This is a genomic window from Deltaproteobacteria bacterium (assembly GCA_015233135.1).
In the GTDB taxonomy this organism is placed as follows: domain Bacteria; phylum UBA10199; class UBA10199; order JADFYH01; family JADFYH01; genus JADFYH01.
In genome coordinates this window covers 1-18,496 of the sequence record JADFYH010000041.1, presented here as the reverse complement: position 1 = coordinate 18,496, position 18,496 = coordinate 1, and the positions used below count along the sequence as shown (strand labels likewise).

General features: G+C 43.8%; 24 protein-coding genes. 4 read left to right on the top strand and 20 right to left on the bottom strand.

The window, feature by feature from the left end; all coding sequences use genetic code 11:
* Window positions 1–162: 162 nt before the first annotated feature.
* Entirely contained in the window at window positions 163–1,320 is a 1,158-nt protein-coding gene (locus HQM15_11105) for an HDOD domain-containing protein (protein ID MBF0493309.1), read from the bottom strand.
* 234 nt (window positions 1,321–1,554) lie between these two features.
* Between HQM15_11105 and HQM15_11100 the strand changes: the two genes are divergently transcribed.
* Complete coding sequence (locus HQM15_11100; protein MBF0493308.1) at window positions 1,555–2,868, top strand: M18 family aminopeptidase; 1,314 nt, start codon at window positions 1,555–1,557, stop codon at window positions 2,866–2,868.
* Here the strand turns inward: HQM15_11100 and HQM15_11095 are convergent.
* The 14 genes from HQM15_11095 to eno form a co-directional block, all read right to left on the bottom strand.
* Window positions 2,756–3,781, bottom strand: coding sequence for an RluA family pseudouridine synthase (locus tag HQM15_11095; GenBank protein ID MBF0493307.1), 1,026 nt, complete (start codon window positions 3,779–3,781; stop codon window positions 2,756–2,758). The genes HQM15_11100 and HQM15_11095 overlap by 113 nt on opposite strands.
* A 1-nt stretch (window position 3,782) precedes the next feature.
* Complete coding sequence (locus tag HQM15_11090; protein MBF0493306.1) at window positions 3,783–4,376, bottom strand: HNH endonuclease; 594 nt, start codon at window positions 4,374–4,376, stop codon at window positions 3,783–3,785.
* A 16-nt stretch (window positions 4,377–4,392) separates the two neighbouring features.
* Window positions 4,393–4,683, bottom strand: a complete 291-nt coding sequence (locus tag HQM15_11085) for a HigA family addiction module antidote protein (protein ID MBF0493305.1) — start codon at window positions 4,681–4,683, stop codon at window positions 4,393–4,395.
* 9 nt (window positions 4,684–4,692) lie between these two features.
* Complete coding sequence (locus tag HQM15_11080) at window positions 4,693–4,983, bottom strand: type II toxin-antitoxin system RelE/ParE family toxin (GenBank protein ID MBF0493304.1); 291 nt, start codon at window positions 4,981–4,983, stop codon at window positions 4,693–4,695.
* Between the two features lie 6 nt (window positions 4,984–4,989).
* Window positions 4,990–5,400, bottom strand: a complete 411-nt coding sequence (locus HQM15_11075; GenBank protein ID MBF0493303.1) for an arsenate reductase ArsC — start codon at window positions 5,398–5,400, stop codon at window positions 4,990–4,992.
* A 182-nt stretch (window positions 5,401–5,582) separates the two neighbouring features.
* Window positions 5,583–6,203 carry a phosphoribosyltransferase gene (locus HQM15_11070; protein ID MBF0493302.1) on the bottom strand — a complete coding sequence of 207 codons (621 nt, stop codon included), beginning with the start codon at window positions 6,201–6,203 and terminating at the stop codon, window positions 5,583–5,585.
* 21 nt (window positions 6,204–6,224) lie between these two features.
* Window positions 6,225–6,458 (bottom strand): hypothetical protein, encoded by a 234-nt coding sequence (locus HQM15_11065; protein ID MBF0493301.1) that lies wholly within the window; start codon window positions 6,456–6,458, stop codon window positions 6,225–6,227.
* A 111-nt stretch (window positions 6,459–6,569) separates the two neighbouring features.
* Window positions 6,570–8,288 carry a DNA polymerase/3'-5' exonuclease PolX gene (polX, locus tag HQM15_11060; protein ID MBF0493300.1) on the bottom strand — a complete coding sequence of 573 codons (1,719 nt, stop codon included), beginning with the start codon at window positions 8,286–8,288 and terminating at the stop codon, window positions 6,570–6,572.
* A 17-nt stretch (window positions 8,289–8,305) separates the two neighbouring features.
* Window positions 8,306–9,181 (bottom strand): hypothetical protein, encoded by an 876-nt coding sequence (locus tag HQM15_11055; GenBank protein MBF0493299.1) that lies wholly within the window; start codon window positions 9,179–9,181, stop codon window positions 8,306–8,308.
* 71 nt (window positions 9,182–9,252) lie between these two features.
* The gene (rimI, locus tag HQM15_11050) at window positions 9,253–9,690 is read right to left on the bottom strand and encodes a ribosomal protein S18-alanine N-acetyltransferase (GenBank protein ID MBF0493298.1); all 438 of its coding nucleotides are present in this window, start codon (window positions 9,688–9,690) and stop codon (window positions 9,253–9,255) included.
* Window position 9,691: 1 nt separating this feature from the next.
* Window positions 9,692–10,255 carry a ribosome biogenesis GTP-binding protein YsxC gene (ysxC, locus tag HQM15_11045; protein MBF0493297.1) on the bottom strand — a complete coding sequence of 188 codons (564 nt, stop codon included), beginning with the start codon at window positions 10,253–10,255 and terminating at the stop codon, window positions 9,692–9,694.
* A gap of 3 nt (window positions 10,256–10,258) precedes the next feature.
* Window positions 10,259–10,684, bottom strand: a complete 426-nt coding sequence (locus HQM15_11040) for a PIN domain-containing protein (protein MBF0493296.1) — start codon at window positions 10,682–10,684, stop codon at window positions 10,259–10,261.
* The gene (locus HQM15_11035; protein MBF0493295.1) at window positions 10,681–10,920 is read right to left on the bottom strand and encodes a DUF2191 domain-containing protein; all 240 of its coding nucleotides are present in this window, start codon (window positions 10,918–10,920) and stop codon (window positions 10,681–10,683) included. The genes HQM15_11040 and HQM15_11035 overlap by 4 nt, the downstream gene beginning before the upstream one ends.
* A gap of 53 nt (window positions 10,921–10,973) precedes the next feature.
* Window positions 10,974–12,284 carry a phosphopyruvate hydratase gene (gene eno, locus HQM15_11030; protein MBF0493294.1) on the bottom strand — a complete coding sequence of 437 codons (1,311 nt, stop codon included), beginning with the start codon at window positions 12,282–12,284 and terminating at the stop codon, window positions 10,974–10,976.
* Window positions 12,285–12,394: 110 nt separating this feature from the next.
* Here eno and HQM15_11025 point away from each other — a divergent pair, with 110 nt between their 5' ends.
* The gene (locus HQM15_11025; GenBank protein MBF0493293.1) at window positions 12,395–13,213 is read left to right on the top strand and encodes a MoxR family ATPase; all 819 of its coding nucleotides are present in this window, start codon (window positions 12,395–12,397) and stop codon (window positions 13,211–13,213) included.
* A gap of 37 nt (window positions 13,214–13,250) precedes the next feature.
* On the opposite strand, the gene HQM15_11020 is transcribed toward HQM15_11025, so the two are convergent.
* The gene (locus HQM15_11020; protein MBF0493292.1) at window positions 13,251–13,901 is read right to left on the bottom strand and encodes an endonuclease III domain-containing protein; all 651 of its coding nucleotides are present in this window, start codon (window positions 13,899–13,901) and stop codon (window positions 13,251–13,253) included.
* A gap of 52 nt (window positions 13,902–13,953) precedes the next feature.
* The gene (locus HQM15_11015) at window positions 13,954–14,313 is read right to left on the bottom strand and encodes a hypothetical protein (GenBank protein MBF0493291.1); all 360 of its coding nucleotides are present in this window, start codon (window positions 14,311–14,313) and stop codon (window positions 13,954–13,956) included.
* 128 nt (window positions 14,314–14,441) lie between these two features.
* Here HQM15_11015 and HQM15_11010 point away from each other — a divergent pair, with 128 nt between their 5' ends.
* Window positions 14,442–15,416, top strand: a complete 975-nt coding sequence (locus HQM15_11010) for a response regulator (protein MBF0493290.1) — start codon at window positions 14,442–14,444, stop codon at window positions 15,414–15,416.
* 30 nt (window positions 15,417–15,446) lie between these two features.
* Here HQM15_11010 and HQM15_11005 read toward each other — a convergent pair whose 3' ends face one another.
* Together HQM15_11005 and HQM15_11000 are read right to left on the bottom strand one after the other, a co-directional pair.
* Window positions 15,447–16,046, bottom strand: a complete 600-nt coding sequence (locus HQM15_11005) for a hypothetical protein (GenBank protein MBF0493289.1) — start codon at window positions 16,044–16,046, stop codon at window positions 15,447–15,449.
* Between the two features lie 64 nt (window positions 16,047–16,110).
* Window positions 16,111–17,496: an aspartate aminotransferase family protein gene (locus HQM15_11000; protein MBF0493288.1), complete on the bottom strand. Its 1,386-nt coding sequence runs from the start codon at window positions 17,494–17,496 to the stop codon at window positions 16,111–16,113.
* Between the two features lie 86 nt (window positions 17,497–17,582).
* On the opposite strand from HQM15_11000, the gene HQM15_10995 reads away from it, so the two are divergent.
* On the top strand, window positions 17,583–18,317 hold the full coding sequence (locus HQM15_10995) for a carotenoid biosynthesis protein (GenBank protein ID MBF0493287.1): 735 nt from the start codon (window positions 17,583–17,585) through the stop codon (window positions 18,315–18,317).
* Between the two features lie 77 nt (window positions 18,318–18,394).
* On the opposite strand, the gene HQM15_10990 is transcribed toward HQM15_10995, so the two are convergent.
* The coding region (locus HQM15_10990; GenBank protein MBF0493286.1) for a DUF559 domain-containing protein at window positions 18,395–18,496 on the bottom strand (102 nt) is incomplete at its 5' end.

Below are 18,496 nucleotides of genomic sequence, written 5' to 3'. Positions count from 1 at the left end.
CCCAGAAAAAAACAAATTGCATCGATAGGGACCCACCTATAAAAAGAAAAAATAAGATCCGTCGCTACGCTCCGAGTGGGTCCCTATCCTTGCGGATCACTGGGTCCCTGTCTTGCGATTTCGCAAATATTAATACCTTTGGGCAGCCAGAGACATTGAGGCTTATTTTTCACTCAGCCACTGATGAAGAAAATTCATGGGATACATTTCGGAAACAATATTCTTTTCTTTCCACTCCTCAAAATTGAGCATCTTAACTCCTGAGCCTTTGAGCTCTGTTAACCCTTCTTCGGAAGGTGTTTGGTCATGGATGACGATTTGAAATTGTTTAGAGGGGTTGTGGGTGAAATCTTCATAAGGACGATGTTGTGCGCTGAGGATCAGACTCAACATCATTTTTTCAAGGTTGTTTTCCAGACATAGACCTATCTGTTTTTCATCGATTTCATCTGTAGTTTCCTTGAAGTCAAAATATTTCCAGGAGTCATTAATTTCTTTTGTGGCGGCTTCAATCGTCTTTATCAATAGATCAAGGCCAATGTTCTTTTTTACCAAATAACTGAGTGCATTGAGTGAAATGAGGTGATTTCCGCTTGAACCCAAATTGAGGATATGTGCCAGTTGATTAGCAACGGAAACAATATTTCCAAGGCCTTGCTCTGCTGAATCCTCTTTTTCGAGAGGCGCTTCATGGTGAGAGGCGATCGCTTTGCTAATTTTTTCGGGAATCATCCAATGGTGACAGAGTTCCTCTCCAAGCAAGGCATGATTGATTTCAAAAATTTCCAATTCAAAAGAATTGAGACTTGCCTTCGCCTTGCTCGCTTGCTCGAGGGCAAGGCGATACGAATCTCCTGTGAATTCAAAGAAGACAAGCTTGCCGATATCGTGCATGAGACCTGCAATGAAAGCCTCTTCAGGATCAGTGTTACCGATCAAGCCCGCAATTTTTTTGCACAGAATGGCCGTTGAGAGAGAGTGTGTCCAAAAGTCTTCTTGATTGAGATATCCGGACCTTTTTTTGCCGGCACTGCTCCTAATCACAGAGACACTCAGCGCGAGGGACTTAATGGCTTCCAAGCCCATGAGTGTAATAGCCTGGGGAATCGTGTTCACTTTTTGTCGTAGACCATAAAAAGGAGAATTAACAATTTGTAACAATTTTGATGCAATTGCCTGGTCCATGGCAATTACTTGGCTGACCTCCCTGATGTCAACATCCTGGAACGAGGTAAGTTGAATGAGCTTTTGGGCAGCGGCGGGCAAAGGGGGAACTGCAGAAATATGGGCGGCTATATTTTTTATAAAATTGACATCCATAAGGTTGTCTCAAGCCACTCCATTGACAATTTCCGCTCTTTTTGTACACCAATTATTTTGGAAGTCATGACACTTCCTACAACGGCCAAGACAGAAAAAACTTGAATGAGTTTGCCTAGGCTTACAGTAGTTCTTTATTCCTTCCCAAAGATTGCCTTGTTATTTTTATAAAAATGCGCATGAATTGTGTCGCTAAAAAAAATGGGCAATCGTTTTTAACCTGATTAATTTCTCATGAAAAAAGATCAAAACTTCATTCAAAATTTCCTCACTTTTTTAGACCAATCCCCCACCCCATTTCATGCAGTTCAAAATATGAGGAGAGAATTTTTTAAAAATGGATTTGGGGCATTGAATCTCAATCAAGTTTGGAAGCTTAAAAAAAATGGGAAATATTTCAGTACTCAAAATGAAAGTTCCCTCTTTGCCTTTCGCTTAGGGAAGAAAAGCCCAGATTTGAGCGGATTCAAAATTATTGGCACCCACACGGATAGCCCCTGCTTAAAACTCAGGTCTAGTCCTACTAAGAAATCCAAGAACCTTTTACAAGCCGCCGTTGAAGTCTATGGGGGCGTTTTACTTTCTACCTGGTTTGATCGGGACCTTTCTTTGGCAGGACGAATTAGCTTTGAAAATAAGAGCGGGGAAATTTTGAGCCCTTTAATTAATTTCAAAGAAGCTTTGGCGATTATTCCCAGTTTAGCCATTCATCTGGATCGCAGTGCCAATGAAAGCAAAAGCATCAATGCGCAAAAAGATCTCCCTCCCCTACTGAGTTCCTTCTTAAGGAATGAGGAAATTTCGATAGAAGATCTCATCCTGAAACAAGCCCAAAAAGAATATCCTCAAGAAAAAATAAAAAAGATTTTAGGATCTGAACTGAGTTTTTATCCCACTCAGCCTGCTGCTACAATTGGGAGTTCATCCAATTTTATTGCCAGCGCAAGACTCGACAACTTGCTGAGTTGCTACGCTGGCATGAGGGCCCTGATAGATTCGAACAATAATGAAGAAAACCAGGCCCTCATTTGTAATGACCACGAAGAGGTCGGTTCTGGATCTTTCAGTGGCGCAGAAGGTCCTTTTTTAAAAGAAAGCCTAGAGCGCATTTGCGGAAGTCGAGAGCATTATTTTCAAGCCATCGCGAATTCGATTTTTATTTCTTGCGACAATGCCCACGCCTGGCATCCCAACTTTCCGGAAAAATATGAAGACAATCATTCCCCTCTTTTAAATGCAGGTCTTGTGCTTAAAATAAATTCCAATCAACGCTACGCAACAAATAGCGAAACCTCGGCCTACTTTACTGCGGCCTGTGAAAGAGCAAAAGTTCCCACTCAAAAATTTATGGTCCGTGCGGATATAAACTGCGGCTCTACTATCGGCCCGATCACGTCTACCAATTTGGGAATTAAAACTGTGGATGTGGGAGTCCCTACTCTGGCAATGCACTCCAACCGAGAGTTGGCTGGGAGCGAAGATTTGGTTCATTTGTATGAGGTGTTAAAAAATAATTCTGGAAATTCGAAAATATTAAAACTTGCCTAAAATCCTCCGGAACTTCCGTTTCAAAACTTAAGGTTCTCCCTTGACGAGGATGGGTAAATTTCAATTGATGGGCATGCAGAAGCTGGTGATCTAAAGCCCCCACTTTCTGTCGTAGGGTTTCATCCAATTTAGATAGCCATTGTTTTCCTCCATACAGAGGGTCGCCGACCAAAGGATGTCCTTGTTCAGAAAAATGCGCGCGGATTTGATGGGTTCTTCCGGTGAGGATTTTTACTTCCACAAAACTCATTGCTGCAGATTGTTCCAAAACTTTAAAGAGGGTTTTGGCTTCCTTGCCCTGTTTGGTCTTGGAAGAGATTTTTTTTCTATTGTGCGTGCTTCTTCCCAGTTTGCTTTCAATTTTTCCTTCCCTTTGTTTGAAGTGGCCATAACACAGGGCAAGATAGGTTTTTTGCACGGTCCTCTCTTGAAATTGACGCACCAGGTGCTGATGCGCTTCATTGCTCTTCGCCACGACCATCAGCCCCGAAGTGCCTTTATCTAAACGATGCACAATGCCCGGGCGTAAAACTCCGCCGATGCTGGAAAGATTTTTCAGGTGAAACAACAAGGCATTCACCAAAGTGCCTGAATCATGACCCGCCGCAGCATGAACGACCAGATGTTGAGGTTTGTTGACGACGGCCAGATCTTCGTCTTCGTACAAAATTTCTAAAGGAATATTTTCCGCCTGGGCTTCCAGAGATTTTGCTTCGGGGATTTCTATTTTTAGCCGATCCCCCTGCTGTACTTTGTGAGCAGCCTTGATGGAAATATCGTTTAAAGAGATATGCCCTTCGTCAGCCAATTTATGAATTTGCGAACGACTGAGTTTTAAGTCGCAGGCGGAAAGATAAACATCTGCACGAAGAGGTTTGTCTAGATTTTCAACGGTAATTTCACGGCAGGTCATTTTACGATTCAATTTCCAAATTCCAATAACTATAATCCACAATATTTAAAAAAGGCTTCCAATCGAGCAAATTATGCCGAGGCACTTCGCTTAAGAAAGACCAGCGCGGACGAACAGGTTTACGAATCAAACTCATGCCCGCAGCGCTCACACTGCGACTGCCTTTTTTGTAGTTGCAAGGAATGCAGCTACACACCACGTTCTCCCAATTGCTTTGCCCCCCTTTGGAGCGTGGAATCACATGGTCCAAATTAAGCTGTTCGCGTGCGAGTCGCCTGCCGCAATATTGGCAGCTGTGTTGATCTCTCAAAAAAATATTCAATCGCGAAAAGCGAACCGTTTTTTGGGGCAAGCGATCAAACGCATTCAGCAGAATGACTCGGGGAAGGCGAATCAGCCGATTGACAAGGCCCAGCGACCGATGGTGCGCCTCCACCGACAACTCGGCCCAGGAATGAAAATCGTAGGTGCGGTATTCTTCATCCACCACCTTCGCCACATCTTGGTACAACATGAGAAAAGCACGCCGCACCGATGTGGTTTCGATCGGGATAAAGTTTTTATTGAGAACCAAGACGCGTGCGGAGAGTGTCATGAATGAAAAACCTCGTTTAAGCAGCTACTTTTAATCGTTTAACCGGACGATGATTTTGTAAACCATGCCACAAATCCCAATCTCTCTGAAGATTCAACCAAAATTCGGGCCCGGTCCCCAAAGCCTCTCCAAAGGATAAAGCAGATTCGGTGGTCACCCCTCGTTTAGCACGGATGATTTCATTAAGCTTGGCAAAAGTCCATCCAAGATGAATAGCAAATTGGGTTTGGCTTACCCCCATGGGTTCTAAAAATTCCTTCAGCAACATTTCCCCCGGATGAGTGGGGGGTCTTTTTTTGGGTAACATAAATACCTCTTAGTGATAGTCCACTATATTCACATCAAAGGCATCTTCTCCGTGCCAGCGAAAGATGAGACGCCATTGATCATTAATGCGTACACTCCAATAACTCTTCAAATTACCTGAAAGTTTTTCCAAACGATTCCCCGGTAGTACACGCATAAACTCAAGTGACGGAGCTGCATTCAATTGATCCAATAAGCGCCGAATCTTTGCGTGAAGCCCGGCAGAAATTTTTCGGGTAGTTTTATTTTTTACCCCCTCATAAATATCCGCCACCAAGCTACTGGCAAAGTTACTAATCATAGCTTACTATATCGAGTGCCGGTATATTTTGTAAAGATTGTTTTTGAGAATATCACGAGTCTTCCGGAAGGCATTCAATTGCTCTTCCTGTGAACCCGTCACCAATGCCGGATCTGGAAGTGGCCAGTGCAATCGTTCAGCTTTGCCTAAAAATATTGGGCAGACCTCTTCGGCACAAAGAGTAATCACGATGTCCACACTCTTTGCATCAATTTCATCGACGGACTTTGAACACTGATCTGAAATATCAATCCCGATTTCCTGAAGCACACGGATGGCGAATGGATTCACTTTGGAAGGCTTGGAACCCGCACTTTCTACAGATAAGACATCTGCAAAAAAATGACGTGCCAACCCTTCAGCCATTTGGCTTCGGGCGGAATTGGCCACACAGAGGAAGAGGACTTTATTTTTCATCGGCAATTAACACTGATCATTTTTTTTGGGGCTTCACGGTTCTCATAAAAATTGAAGTTTTTTTCATAAGAATAGGATGCTTCCAGTTCTAAACCCCTCAAACATTAATTACGAGAGATCAACACAAATTCACCAGCAACTCTGGTAAGGGGATCACTTCACTATGCGGGCTGTTAGCGGTTCTAGGCGAAGCAGGCGAGGACCTCGTCGTCCGATACTTGTTCAAAATTTTTAAAAAATCGCCCTACCGCTTGAAAATCTTCAGGAACAGATAGGCAGAATACTTCATCTGCAAAATCCTGAAGACGACTAAAGGTATCCTCGGGTGCTACCGCAGTGGCAACAATCAGTTTTTTAGGATGCCTTTGGCGAATGAGTTGAAGTGCTGCAAGCATCGTCGCGCCTGTAGCGATGCCATCGTCCACTACGATGACAATCCTGTCTTTGGGATCAATAGAATTTCTCTGAGGCGTGTAGAGCTTCCTTCGCTTACGCAGAAGTTCTAATTGTTGATTTTTCTCCTTCAAGAGGAAATCTCCATTTGGCAAAAGTTGTTTTGCATAGGAATTCAGATAGACCTGCCCTTGCTCATCCACTGCTCCCAAAGCAAATTCAGGATTCTGGGGCGCTCCTATTTTTTTTACCAAGACGACATCCAATTCTCCTTGTAACTCTTCGGATAAAATTCTTCCCATGGGAACAGCCCCCCGAGGAATAGCCAGGATCAAGGGATGCCTTCCGCGGTATTTATCCAATTTCATTGCCAGTAAATGAGCAGCTTGTTCACGATTTTGAAAGTACATTGCAAGGGGTCCATGAATTTTCTAACTGCTCGTACAAGTGCAAGACGCGGAGGCCAAACCAAAATACTCAGCGTCGTCCTGAATGAAAGCCCCGTCCCCCGGCATTTGCTGCCTCAGGCTTTGGGCAAACCTTCTTACCTTCTCACCCACTTCTTCTTCCTTCGACTTTAAGAAAGAGGAAAATTCCAAATCAAAATCTTTTCTCAATTCAGAAAAAATTAACCCATCCGCATCTTTTGGTTCCGGGCTAAACATATAAACCCCCCTTTCAATAAATAAATTCGCAGCGCCTTGGTTTGGGTTCTAGACTTAAAAATAAAAAATAGACGATGATGAAAATCAAAAAGGGGGATGATTATTGTCAGACTAGCAGCCCAGAATCTTCCTCAACTCCGTCAACGAGCAAGCATTGATCACATCCTTCTTCTCAAGCCAGCCACGTCTTGCCTGGGCAATGCCCAAAGACATAAAATCAAAATTATTGCAGGCGTGAGCATCTGTCGAAATGACCACCCGCAGACCCAGTTCTTTGGCTCGTTGACAACAGGAGGCCTCCAAATCCATTCGTTGAGGTTGAGCATTGAGTTCCAAAATAGCTCCCCGCTTTTGAGCAGCCTTCATTACTTTTTCCAGATTCACCGCATAAGGCCTTCTCTCTTCCAAAAGACGGCCCGTGGGATGGCCCAAAATCTTGAGGTAAGGATTGTCTATGGCGCGTAAAATCCGCTCCGTTTGTTTTTCTTCGGACAAATTAAAATGAGTATGGATGGAACAAACCGTCAGATCGAGTTCTTTCAAAATTGTGTGGGGTAAAGCCAGAGATCCCTCTTTTAAAATATCCACCTCAATTCCTTTTAAGACCGTGATCCCCTTAAGTTTCGCATTGAGCTTATCAATGGCTTTGATCTGCTGAGTCAGTCTCTTAACATCCAAACCATGAGTGATGCCCACATATTTGGAATGGTCCGTAATTGCCACATACTCATACCCCTTCTCTTGTGCTGCATGCACCATTTCTTCCAGGGTATTCTGACCATCACTGGCTTGAGTATGAACATGAAGGTCTCCCCGGATATCCTGCAAATGAATTAATTCTGGAAGGTTGTTGCTGCGCGCCGCTTCAATTTCTCCACGGTCTTCCCGGAGTTCTGGAGGAATAAATTTCAGATTGAAAAATTGATAAATTTCTTCCTCGCTTTGGCTGACCAAACAACGATTTCCCTGAAACACTCCGTATTCATTGATCTTCAGATGCTGTGCCTGAGCCAATTTTCTAAGTGAAATGTTGTGGGCTTTTGACCCGGTCAAATACAGCAAAGCTGCCCCATAACTTTCAGGCGCCACCACCCGCAGATCCGCTTGAAGTCCGGCTCGTAATACAACGCTGGAGCGGGTTTCTCCCTGGGAAAGGATTTGTCTCACTTCTTCGTAGTTCACAAAGCGATCGAGGATCTCTTGTGCCTGCCTGCTCATTGCTAAAAGATCAATGTCGCCCACCGTTTCTTTGTGACGTCGAAAAGAGCCGGCCACAAGGAGTTGATCGACTTTTTTATCTTGTCGGAGATAGGCTAACAAAGGCTCGATGATCTGGGCCGCCCTGTACCAGAGAAATCGTTTTTCATTTTTGGACGACCGCTTTAATTCTTCTAAAATATTTTTTTCAGTTTTTTCCCCAAAGCCAGCCAAGGCCTGAAGCCTCTTTTCTTCAATGGCTTTTCTGAGATCTTCCACATTTTGAATGTGAAGCTCCTGATAAAGTTTTTGCACCCGCCTGGGGCCCAGGGAAGGAATTTTGAGCAGTTGCGTAATTTCGGGAGGCGTTATTTTTCTCAGTTCTTCCAGCTTTTTCAAATGTCCCGTTCCAACAATCTCCTTGATTTTTCCAGCCAGGTCTTCACCAATACCCGGAAGTTCCGTCAAATCGGCCCCAGCTTTCAGCATCTCCGCTACGCTGGAAGGAAGGTTCCCCAGGACATTGGCAGCCTTTTGATAGGCGCGAATCCGAAAGGGATTAGCTTTTTGAATGGCCAAAAGCTCAGCCACTTCATTAAAAATATCTGCTACTTCCTGATTGTGAATCGGCATAAAAAACTCCTGCCTTTTTACCCTCCATTTTCACAACGATCCATTTGAATAAAACTCGTAGGCCTCCAGGGATAACACATAAAGATAGAACCAAAACTGAAGGCCTTGGCTCCCAACTTTCTCAATGTGGCTAAATCTTCATAATCCCAAACGCCAGGGCCCATCACGGGAATAGTCGTGTGGCCAGCTAGTTCTTCCACCATTTTCCAGGTAAATTTTTGTGCGATTTTTCCAGACACTCCCCCTCCCCCCAGCTTCTGCAGTGGGCTGGCTTGATTGGGAAAAATCAGAGACCATGGCACTGAATTAATCGCCAAGGCCTGTACTTGAGTCTCAAGCTGCTTGGCAATCTGCAGATAATCTTGAGTGGCGGACAATTTTATAAAAATCGGGTGTCTCGAATTTTGACAAAGCAGCCGCGCCAACTTGACCACCAGTTGGGTGTTCGAATGAATTTCCTGATGCGTATTGGGGCAGGACGCATTAAATTCAATGGCTTTGATGGGGACTGAATCCAGTTTCAAAACCATTTCTCTCAGTATTTGAGGATTATCTTCTGTAATGGAACAAACAAGCGAGTAAGAGGAATATGGCAGCTTTTTTAATCGCGGTGCGATGTGAGACAACCACCAATCCAAACCCGGATTCGTCAGACCAATGGCGTTGACGACACCTTTGCTTAGGGACTTCACACAAGTCCAGGGATGAAGCCAACGCAGATTACCCGCTTTAGGCTGGGCCGTGAGTGTTTTAGTGACAATCGTGAACAGTGAGGGGTCAATCAAGCCCAACCAGCGAAAGGGCCATTCCCAGGGCCAGCCCTGTCCATCATAAGCCAAGGCCCCGCTAGCAGCTACATACTCAAAAGAATGTCCATTTGAGAGTTGAATCATATTGTGTTTGAGTGAGCAGTTACTAACAAGTCAGATAGTTTATCCGACTGCGCAGTTTAATTGGCGACTCGTCAGTATAACCTTTTCGTCATTTCCCAGGCATCTTCCTGATTATCCGAATAATATTTTTTTCGCACTCTCACTTTTTCAAAACCCATTTTTTTATATAAAGCAATCGCCGATTGATTACTCGGGCGCACTTCTAAAAGGATTTCGTCCACTTTTTGTTCACGACATTTTTCTTCAAATGCACGCAGGAGATATGCTCCCAATCCTTGTCGTTGAAAGACAGGATCTACGGCAATTTTAATCAATTGGGCTTCCCCGCGAATAGCCCAGAAATCAAGATAAGCAACAATTTGATTATCTTTTTTTAGAACAAAAGGATGGGCCACATCGAGTTTCAATTCTTCTTCCCAAAGTTCACGAGAATAAGGTTCGCTGAAACAACGGTTTTCAATTTCCAGTATTTTTTCCAAATCGGCTGCAATAAGAGGTTCTAGGGTCATGTCAAAACTTCTCCAACTTGTACCACAAGCTTTTGGCTCCCTCTTTTGTTTTACTCGAAAAGATATGACTCCACTCGATGGGAATACCCAAATCTTTGGTAATTTTTTTTTGGATACCAAGCCATTCCTGCTTTTTAAGATGATCACACTTCGTCAAAGCCAAGACAAAGGGTTTATCCAGCGAAATTAAAAAATCGCACATCTGTCGATCGAGCTCATCCACTTCACGCCGCATATCAAACACCCAAACCGTAGCCCTATGGGTTCTACGGGATGTAAAATAAAATTGAGTGAGTTCTTTCCAAGCCTCTTGCTTCGTTTTGGAGACCTTGGCAAAACCAAAACCGGGAGAATCAACAAAAAAAAGTCTTTCCTCAATTTTAAAAAAAACCAGACCCTGAGTACGCCCCGGAGTGGAGCTAGTTCGGGCGATGCGCTGGCCCAGCAAGGTATTGATGAGCGAAGATTTACCGACGTTTGATCTGCCCACAAAGGCAATTTCAGGAAGATAAGGCTTGGGTAAGGCCGAAACAGTTTCGGCATGGGCAGCAAATTCAATTTTCATGGATTACACTACTTTTTTCCAATCGAGGTTAGGAAAAATTTTGAAGTCCTCATCTTGGGAAACCCAAGTACATTCATGTTCTACGGCAAGAGCTGCAAGATAAGCATCGGGGATCAGGTTGGCCTTTAATTTTAAAGAAGAACAATAATTTGAAAAAATATTCCAGTGTTTAACCCCGGGGCGAATAGATATAGCATGAGTAATTTGCATGATCTTGTCAGTGAATTTTAATGCGGAATCAATGGGAACAGCAAATTTAGTCATTTTTGGATTAGAAATTATGCGCAAAAATGAACTTAAGACTAATTCCGAGTAAGCAAAATTTTCTCCACTTAAAAGGAATTCCTCAAACCATGATTTTATTTTCTTATGCTCAGAGTTATGAGTTAAATAAAGATTAATAAAAATGTTTACGTCACATAATATCATTCTTCATCCATTAAATCATAAAGCTCGGCATTCGAATTAATATTAATTCCTGGTCGGATACAATTTCCCTTAGAAACTGGGAACTTAATCTTTTTACTTTTTCCTTTTGCAGGCGCTTGCTTCAGCCTCAGTTTTAACCCTTCTTCCATGAGTCGAGTTAAACTCAGCCCTATTTTTGCTGCAAATGTTTTTGCCTCTTGTAACAGCTGATCGTCCATTCGGATAGTAGTACGCATACTCAAAAGACTAAGGGATGTGACATAAATATGTCAAGGCAGGTTTCAATAGGTCACTCAAAAACTTTCTTCCCCAAAAACTCAGCCTTTTCTCCCAACTCTTCTTCTATTCTCAAAAGCTGATTGTATTTGGCCATGCGCTCTCCTCTGGAAGCAGAACCTGTCTTGATTTGGCCGGCTGCAGTCGCCACCGCTAAATCGGCAATCGTGCTGTCTTCGGTTTCACCGGAGCGATGTGAAATTACGGTAGTATAGCCGTGTTCTTGGGCCAGGTGAATGGCAGCGAGAGTTTCGGTGAGTGAGCCGATCTGATTCACTTTAATCAAAATCGAATTGGCTATTTTTTCTTTAATCCCTCTCTGAAGGCGCTCGACATTCGTGACAAACAAATCGTCGCCCACCAACTGAACCTTGGAGCCGAGTGCAGCGCTCAATTTTTTCCAGCCCTCCCAATCGTCTTCGGCCAGACCATCTTCAATAGAAACCAGAGGAAAATCTTTTTGAAACTTCGAATAATATTCGATCATTTGATCGACATTATGAGCTTGTTTGGCTACAGGATAATATTTTCCTTCTTTATAAAACTCACTGGAAGCCGCATCCAGAGCAATGAGAACCTCTTCGCCCGGCTTGTATCCGGCCTTTTCAATGGCTCGCATAATGAATTCCAGACCTTCTCGATCCGATTTTAAAGACGGTGCAAATCCGCCTTCATCACCCACCGCAGTAGAGTAATTTGCATCGTGCAATAATTTTTTCAGGCTATGAAAAACTTCGATCCCAGCCCGCAAGGCCTCGCTGAATCTGCCTCCGCACACCGGCACAATCATCAATTCCTGCAGTTCAATATTGTTATCGGCATGGGCACCGCCATTGATGATATTCATCATGGGCACAGGGAGAATAAAAGGATCCCCCTCTCCCCTTGAGGGAGAGGGTTGGGGTGAGGGGAAAAGTTGCTTTAAATAAGCATATAAAGGAAGATTTTCACTTTGTGCAGCCGCACGAGCTAAAGCCAATGAAACCCCTAAAATAGCATTGGCGCCTAAATTACTTTTATTTGATGTTCCGTCTAAAGCGATCATGGCTTGATCAAGCGCCGCTTGCTGGCTACATTCTTTGCCTATCAAAATTTCTGCTATTTTTGTTTTTACGTTCTGAACTGCTTTCAAAACCCCTTTCCCCTGATAGCGTTTTTTATCGCCATCCCGCAATTCGCAGGCCTCGTGTTCTCCCGTCGAGGCACCGGAAGGAACTATTGCGCGGCCTAGAATGTTATTATCCAGCAATACCTCGGCTTCCAAGGTGGGATTTCCACGGGAATCGATCACTTCTCGGGCCTGAACTTTTTTAATTTTTGGCATACGCTAAACTCCTTTTTGAGGTGAGAGGCGGAGCCCTTAGCACCCCGTTATTTTGGGGTCAACCTCAAGACTTGCAAAAAAATCAGGCTCTCTCTATAAGCGCTGCCACTATGAAAAATAATACTTATTTAGGTACTGAAGATTACGTCGCCTCTCCCGAACTTCAAGAAGTGGTCAATGTCGCGCTGGCTATCCAACGCCCTCTGCTTTTGAAAGGTGAACCGGGGACAGGAAAAACCCTGCTGGCGCAATCCATTGCCAAGGCGCTGGGCCGGCCCTTGCTGCGCTGGAATATTAAATCGACCACCAAGGCTCAGGAAGGTCTTTACGTGTATGACACCGTGCAACGCCTGAACGACAGCCGCTTTGGAGGAGCAGAGGTTTCTAACATCAAAAATTACATCAAATTGGGAAAGCTGGGAGAATCTTTCGTAGCGCCAAATCCCGTTGTTTTGCTCATCGATGAAATTGACAAGGCCGATCTGGAATTCCCAAACGATTTACTCGCAGAGTTGGATGAAATGCGATTTTACATTCCTGAAACCAAGGAAGACATCATCGCAAAAAATCGTCCTATGGTGGTGATTACGTCCAATTCTGAAAAAGAATTACCCGATCCTTTTTTACGCCGCTGTGTCTTTCACTTTATCGAATTTCCCGATGCGAAGATGATGGCACAAATCGTAAAGGTGCATTTTCCGGAACTGGATTCCAAACTCCTTAAATATGCCTTGGAAAAATTTTATTTTGTGCGCTCACAAAATAATCTCAAAAAACCCCCTTCTACTTCCGAGCTGATTGATTGGCTGAACGCCCTCATCGCTCTAGGCCTGGATGCCAAGGTTTTAGAAAGGCAAATGCCTTTGCTCAGTTGTTTACTGAAAAATGAGCAGGACATGGAGAATTCGAATATAAGGTTTTATTCTTAAAACCCAAACAAATTACAGCAAAAGCCCCCTCGCTTTTTTACCAATTCACCCCTTTTAAAGGACAATTTTCACACTGAGCTTTGGGTTTACAGAACTCCTTACCCACCCTGACAATCAGGGCGTGATACTCGTTAAACAGATTTAAATCTTCTGGCAGATGCTGTATCATAAAATATTGCATCTCTTCATAAGAACTTTCTTCGGGAATTAAAAAATGTCTGCTTAAAACTCGGTAGGTATATTGATCAACCACAAAAATAGGTTTTTGGGCCGCATAGAGTAGGATAGAATCCGCCGTTTCAGGCCCTACGCCTTTCACCTGCAATAGCTTCTCTCTCAAGTTTGAAGGGGGCAGTTCAAAAAGCGGGTCTAATTCCCCTTCTGTTTCTTCAAAGATAAAACGAAGCAAGGCCTTCAAGCGCTTGGCCTTCACATTAAAATAACCTGCTGGCCTAATTAGTTCAGCCAGAGAGGCTTCTTCAATTTCAAAAAGGGATTTGAAGTTTAGCAGTTTTTTCTGCTTCAACTGAGTGATGGCTTTTTCTACATTCATCCAATTTGTATTTTGCGTTAAAACGGCCCCCACTATCACTTCAAAGGCAGTCTCGGCCGGCCACCATTTCTGCGGGCCAAAATGCTGTAGCATTTTTTGGAAGATTTCTTCGAGAATAACCTTAGAATTAGACATAGACCCACCCTGTCCTATTAGGATGAATTTCATATAATGCCGGCAGTTGCCATTAATTCTTCGCTTTATTTTCAAGAAGCTTTTTCAGCTCTTCCCTATCTTTATTAGAGAGATGATCTGAAGTAGAAGGAGTTTCATCTTTCGATTTGGAAGGATCATTCGCATTGAGTTTGTTGGTTACTTCCTTCAGTTTTTCACTCATATCCGGCAAACTCGGAAGCGACTTGGGTAAATCTCCGAGGTCTTTGCCTTTCATTTTTTTTGCCTCTCCCCATACAAGTGAAGCCGCCTTCCATCCATATTCGGAAGCGTATTCCCGAGCAGACTTTCCCTGGTATTTTAGATCCAGCAACAATGCGGCAACGATCAGCAACAAAGCAATTTTAAAAGCCCAGCGAATAAGTTTAAACATGGTCTGATATAAACATCGCTCTATAAAAACTGTCTATCAAAAACTAGTAGGCCCAGAGTTTTATCCTCTAGACTTTCAAGTTAGCTCTGTTACAATTCCGGTTTATGAACGGAAATCTAGCTCCCCTAATGCCACTCCCAAAAAAACAAATTGTACTCATTGTCGACGACAATCCCACTAACGTGGAACTGTTGAAGGCCCACTTAAAGCCTTATAACTATGAGCTACGCTGCGCTTATGATGGCGATGAGGCACTCAAAAAAGTGGAAGAAGAAGCCCCCGACTTGATTTTACTCGACCTCATGATGCCACGAACTTCGGGATATGAAGTTTGCCAGATTCTCAAAAAAGACAAAAAAACACAGCTCATTCCCATTATAGTCGTCACCGCGCTAAAGGAATTGAATGATAAAATTAAGGCTATTGAAATAGGAGCGGACGATTTTTTGCTAAAACCCTTCAACAAAGTGGAGCTCATCACCCGCATTAAATCACTACTCAAACTCAAGTCTCTGTACGATGACATTGAGCATAGCGAAGACATTATCTTCACTTTGGCCGAAATGTTGGAGGCCAAGGATATTTATACCCGAGGTCATTCCGAGCGTGTGGCGAAATATAGCGTCGCCTTATCCAAATTCGTTGGGCTTAGTGAATTTGATCAGGAGACCATTCGACGAGGGGCCTTGTTACACGATATCGGAAAGATTGGAGTTCGCGAATCTATTTTAAACAAGCCTGAACGACTCTCCCAGGAAGAAATCCAGCATATTCGTTCTCATCCCGCCCGTGGATGTGAAATTTGTAGAACCTTAAAATCCCTTCAAAACTCACTTCCCATCGTGCGTCACCATCATGAACGATTGGATGGGCAAGGCTATCCCGATGGAATTTCCAAAAATGAAATTTCACTCGGTGCCAGGGTGGTAGCCGTCTGCGATTCCTATGACGCCATGACTTCCAACCGCCCCTATCGAAAAGGGATGCCCCCTTCCGAAGCAATTAAAATTTTCGAAAAGGAAAAAGAGAGTGGTCAATGGGATCCACATTTGGTCAACGAATGGATTATCCTGATTAAGAGGAGTGGCCTAGAAAAAAGGTAGGGGCACGGCAAGCAGCGCCCCTACGACGCATTAAAAAAACAAAAAAGACGGCCCCGCAGAAAAGGTCCAATCGTCCGCAAATCTCGAATCATTCAATCGGGGAATACTATACATATAAGTCATCACATCAAAACGCAGGGCCAACCAAGGCTTAGAAGTGTAAATTTTCAGACCTCCACCCACACAACCTTCAAACCTGTTTTTCCCATTCAAATGAATAAGCCCTGCGCCTACAGTAGTCGTCAAATCCGCTTCCTGAATTGCTTTGCCAGTTCGCTGTAAAATGGGAAAGGCATAAGTAAAATACCCCTGAGTGATCATTTCTTTTCGATCCGTCACCGATTTTCCAAATTGGGAATCGTCATCAAACTGCATACTTGAATAATTAAACTCGGCCCCCACCGTGATGGCTCCTGTCAAACGAAAGCCCAGTCGGGCTCCGAGGACATAGGAATTGTTGAGATAGTTTCCGAGATATTCGCCGACAAAGGGTTCTATTTCCAAAAAACGAATTTTATTGTCTCGGGTGTTGAAGTCGAGTTGAGAGGGAATATTTTTTTCTTCGGCTTTTAGAGCAGTATTGAAGAAAAAGAAAAATAAAAAAAAGATAAGTATTTTTTTTGATTTCATATTTTTTGTCACCCTATTCCATTTGAGGCTGAGTGAGCAACGAAGCATAAAGAAAATTATGCAATCAGGTACTAGCCTTCAAGGCCTGCTTTGCCAAGGTATAGCCCACCTCCCAAGCCGCTCCGGGAAATTTATGACAGGCGTCCATCACTTGATCGATGGCCGTAATAAACAGGTCCGCTTCTTTCTGGCTGATCATCAAAGGAGGCAAAATTTTAATCACATCCATATTGTGGCCCGGCACTTGAGATAAAATTTTATGCTGCGTAAACAAAGGCACCACCACCATCTGGCCAAAGAGGCCTTTAGAAGCCGCATGCACCATCTTCCAACCCACCTTCAGCTTCAGCGATTTGGGCTCGCCAAATTCCAGCGCGATCATCAAGCCTTTTCCTCGCACCTCTTTCAGCATTTCGTATTTTGATTTTAAGGCATTCAGGCCCTCGAGAAGATAGGTCCCCAGCTGATGACTGTTCTCTAGCAGTTTTTCTTCCCTTAACACCCAGAGAGTGGCCAGACCTGCCGCCATGGCCAAATCATTTTTCCCGAAGGTGGAAGAATGCACCACGCAGCGATCCATTTTGGTAAAAGTCGATTCGTAAATCGCCCGACGCATCAAGATCGCACCCACCGGCACATAGCCGCCCGACAAAGATTTGGCGATGGTGATGATATCGGGCTCCAAATTCCAATGTTCAAAGGCAAAGAACCTACCTGTGCGTCCAAAGCCCGTTTGGATTTCATCCGCAATGAATAAGGTCCCATACTTTCTGCACAAACGCTGGGCCTCGGGTAAAAAATCCGGAGCAGGGACATAAACGCCCTTGCCTTGGATAGACTCGACAATGAAGGCCGCAAACTGTTTGCTGGAGAGTGCTTTTTCCAGGGCCTCCAAGTCGTTCATGTAAACCGCCTGGGTGGGCTCCAAAAGTCGACCGAAACCTTTTCTAAATTCTTCATTTCCATTCACGGAAAGTGAACCGATAGACAGACCATGAAAGGCATGGTCCAAGTACAAAATCTGATCGCGCCGGGTATGGGCCTTGGCAAACTTGAGGGCCCCTTCCACACTTTCGGTGCCGGAGTTAGTGAAAAAAACGGTATCGATAGAATCGGAACAAAGTTGCAGCAGCTCTTTGGCCAGTAAGCCTGGAAGCAGAGTCACGCCCATCTGGATCATGTTGGGAAGTTTGAGATCTAAAACATCTTTGATGGCCTGGGCGACCACAGGATGATTGCGACCGATGTTGAAAGATCCATAGCCTGAGAGAAAGTCCAGATAGGCGCTCCCTTCTTGATCATAGAGATAGGCACCTTCTGCACGCTCGTAAATTTTATCGAATCCGATGGTGCGGAGGACGCGCACAAATTGGGGATTGATGAATTGCTCGTGGAAAATGAGATTTTTGTTTTTATGTTCTTCGAACAGGTTTTTGATATTGAAAGGCATAGAAAATTTATGACATAGGTTACGCGATTCTGATTAATAAACGCCGCTCAACACACTACACAACAAAATAAAAATCAAGACGCATTATGACTCAACTCTCACCCTTCTGGCCTCATTTTCTAACCACGCTGCAACATCGCCCCTATGTGTTTGTGTTCCTTTTTTTCTTTTTGGTTTTTGGATTGATTCAACTGGGCCCAAAGCGCACCCTGCTGTTTTTGATTTCGGGATGGAGCATCGCCTTTGCCTCTGAAGTTTCGTCGATTCGCAATGGATTTCCTTATGGAGACTATCAATATGTTTATGAAAACCTGAAAGGAGAACTGCTGCTTTGGGGAGTCCCTTTGTGGGATTCGCTTTCTTATACCTTTCTGGCCTATGCGAGTTATAGCACTGCGCTTCTTTTCCGTTTCTCCTCTTTGAAAACTCTGATGCTCTCCTCCCTCCTCATGATGGGTCTGGATGTCATCATTGATCCCCTCACTGCCTTGGGAGATCAATGGTTTCTGGGCCGAATTTATTATTATCCCCATGGAGGACTTTATTTTGCTGTGCCTCTCAGTAATTTCGCCGGCTGGGCCCTGGTGGCTTTTTGTATTGTGGGGGCTTATCAGATTATAGAGAAGAGATTGGCAAGCACCCCTTCTCCTCCCGAAACACTAAAAAACTACCTCGGCTTTCTCCTCTACTCCGGAGTCTTTCTTTTTAATTGGAGTATCACCCTTTACTTAAAATTATACTCGCTCGCCTTGATGGATCTTGGCTTATTTATTTTACTTTTGTTTTTTCTAAAAAATCGGCTGTTACCTACTAAATTTTAAAAGTGGATTATTTAAAATTTAAAACAGGACTTTTAATAATCCCCTCTCCCCTTGGGGGAGAGGGCAGGGTGAGGGGTTCATTCACTTGCTGCTAAAATTTGACTCAACACCCCTTCACGATTTTCATAAAATTCAGAGTTCCAAAAATGTAATACTTGGTATCCTTCTGCTTTCAACCA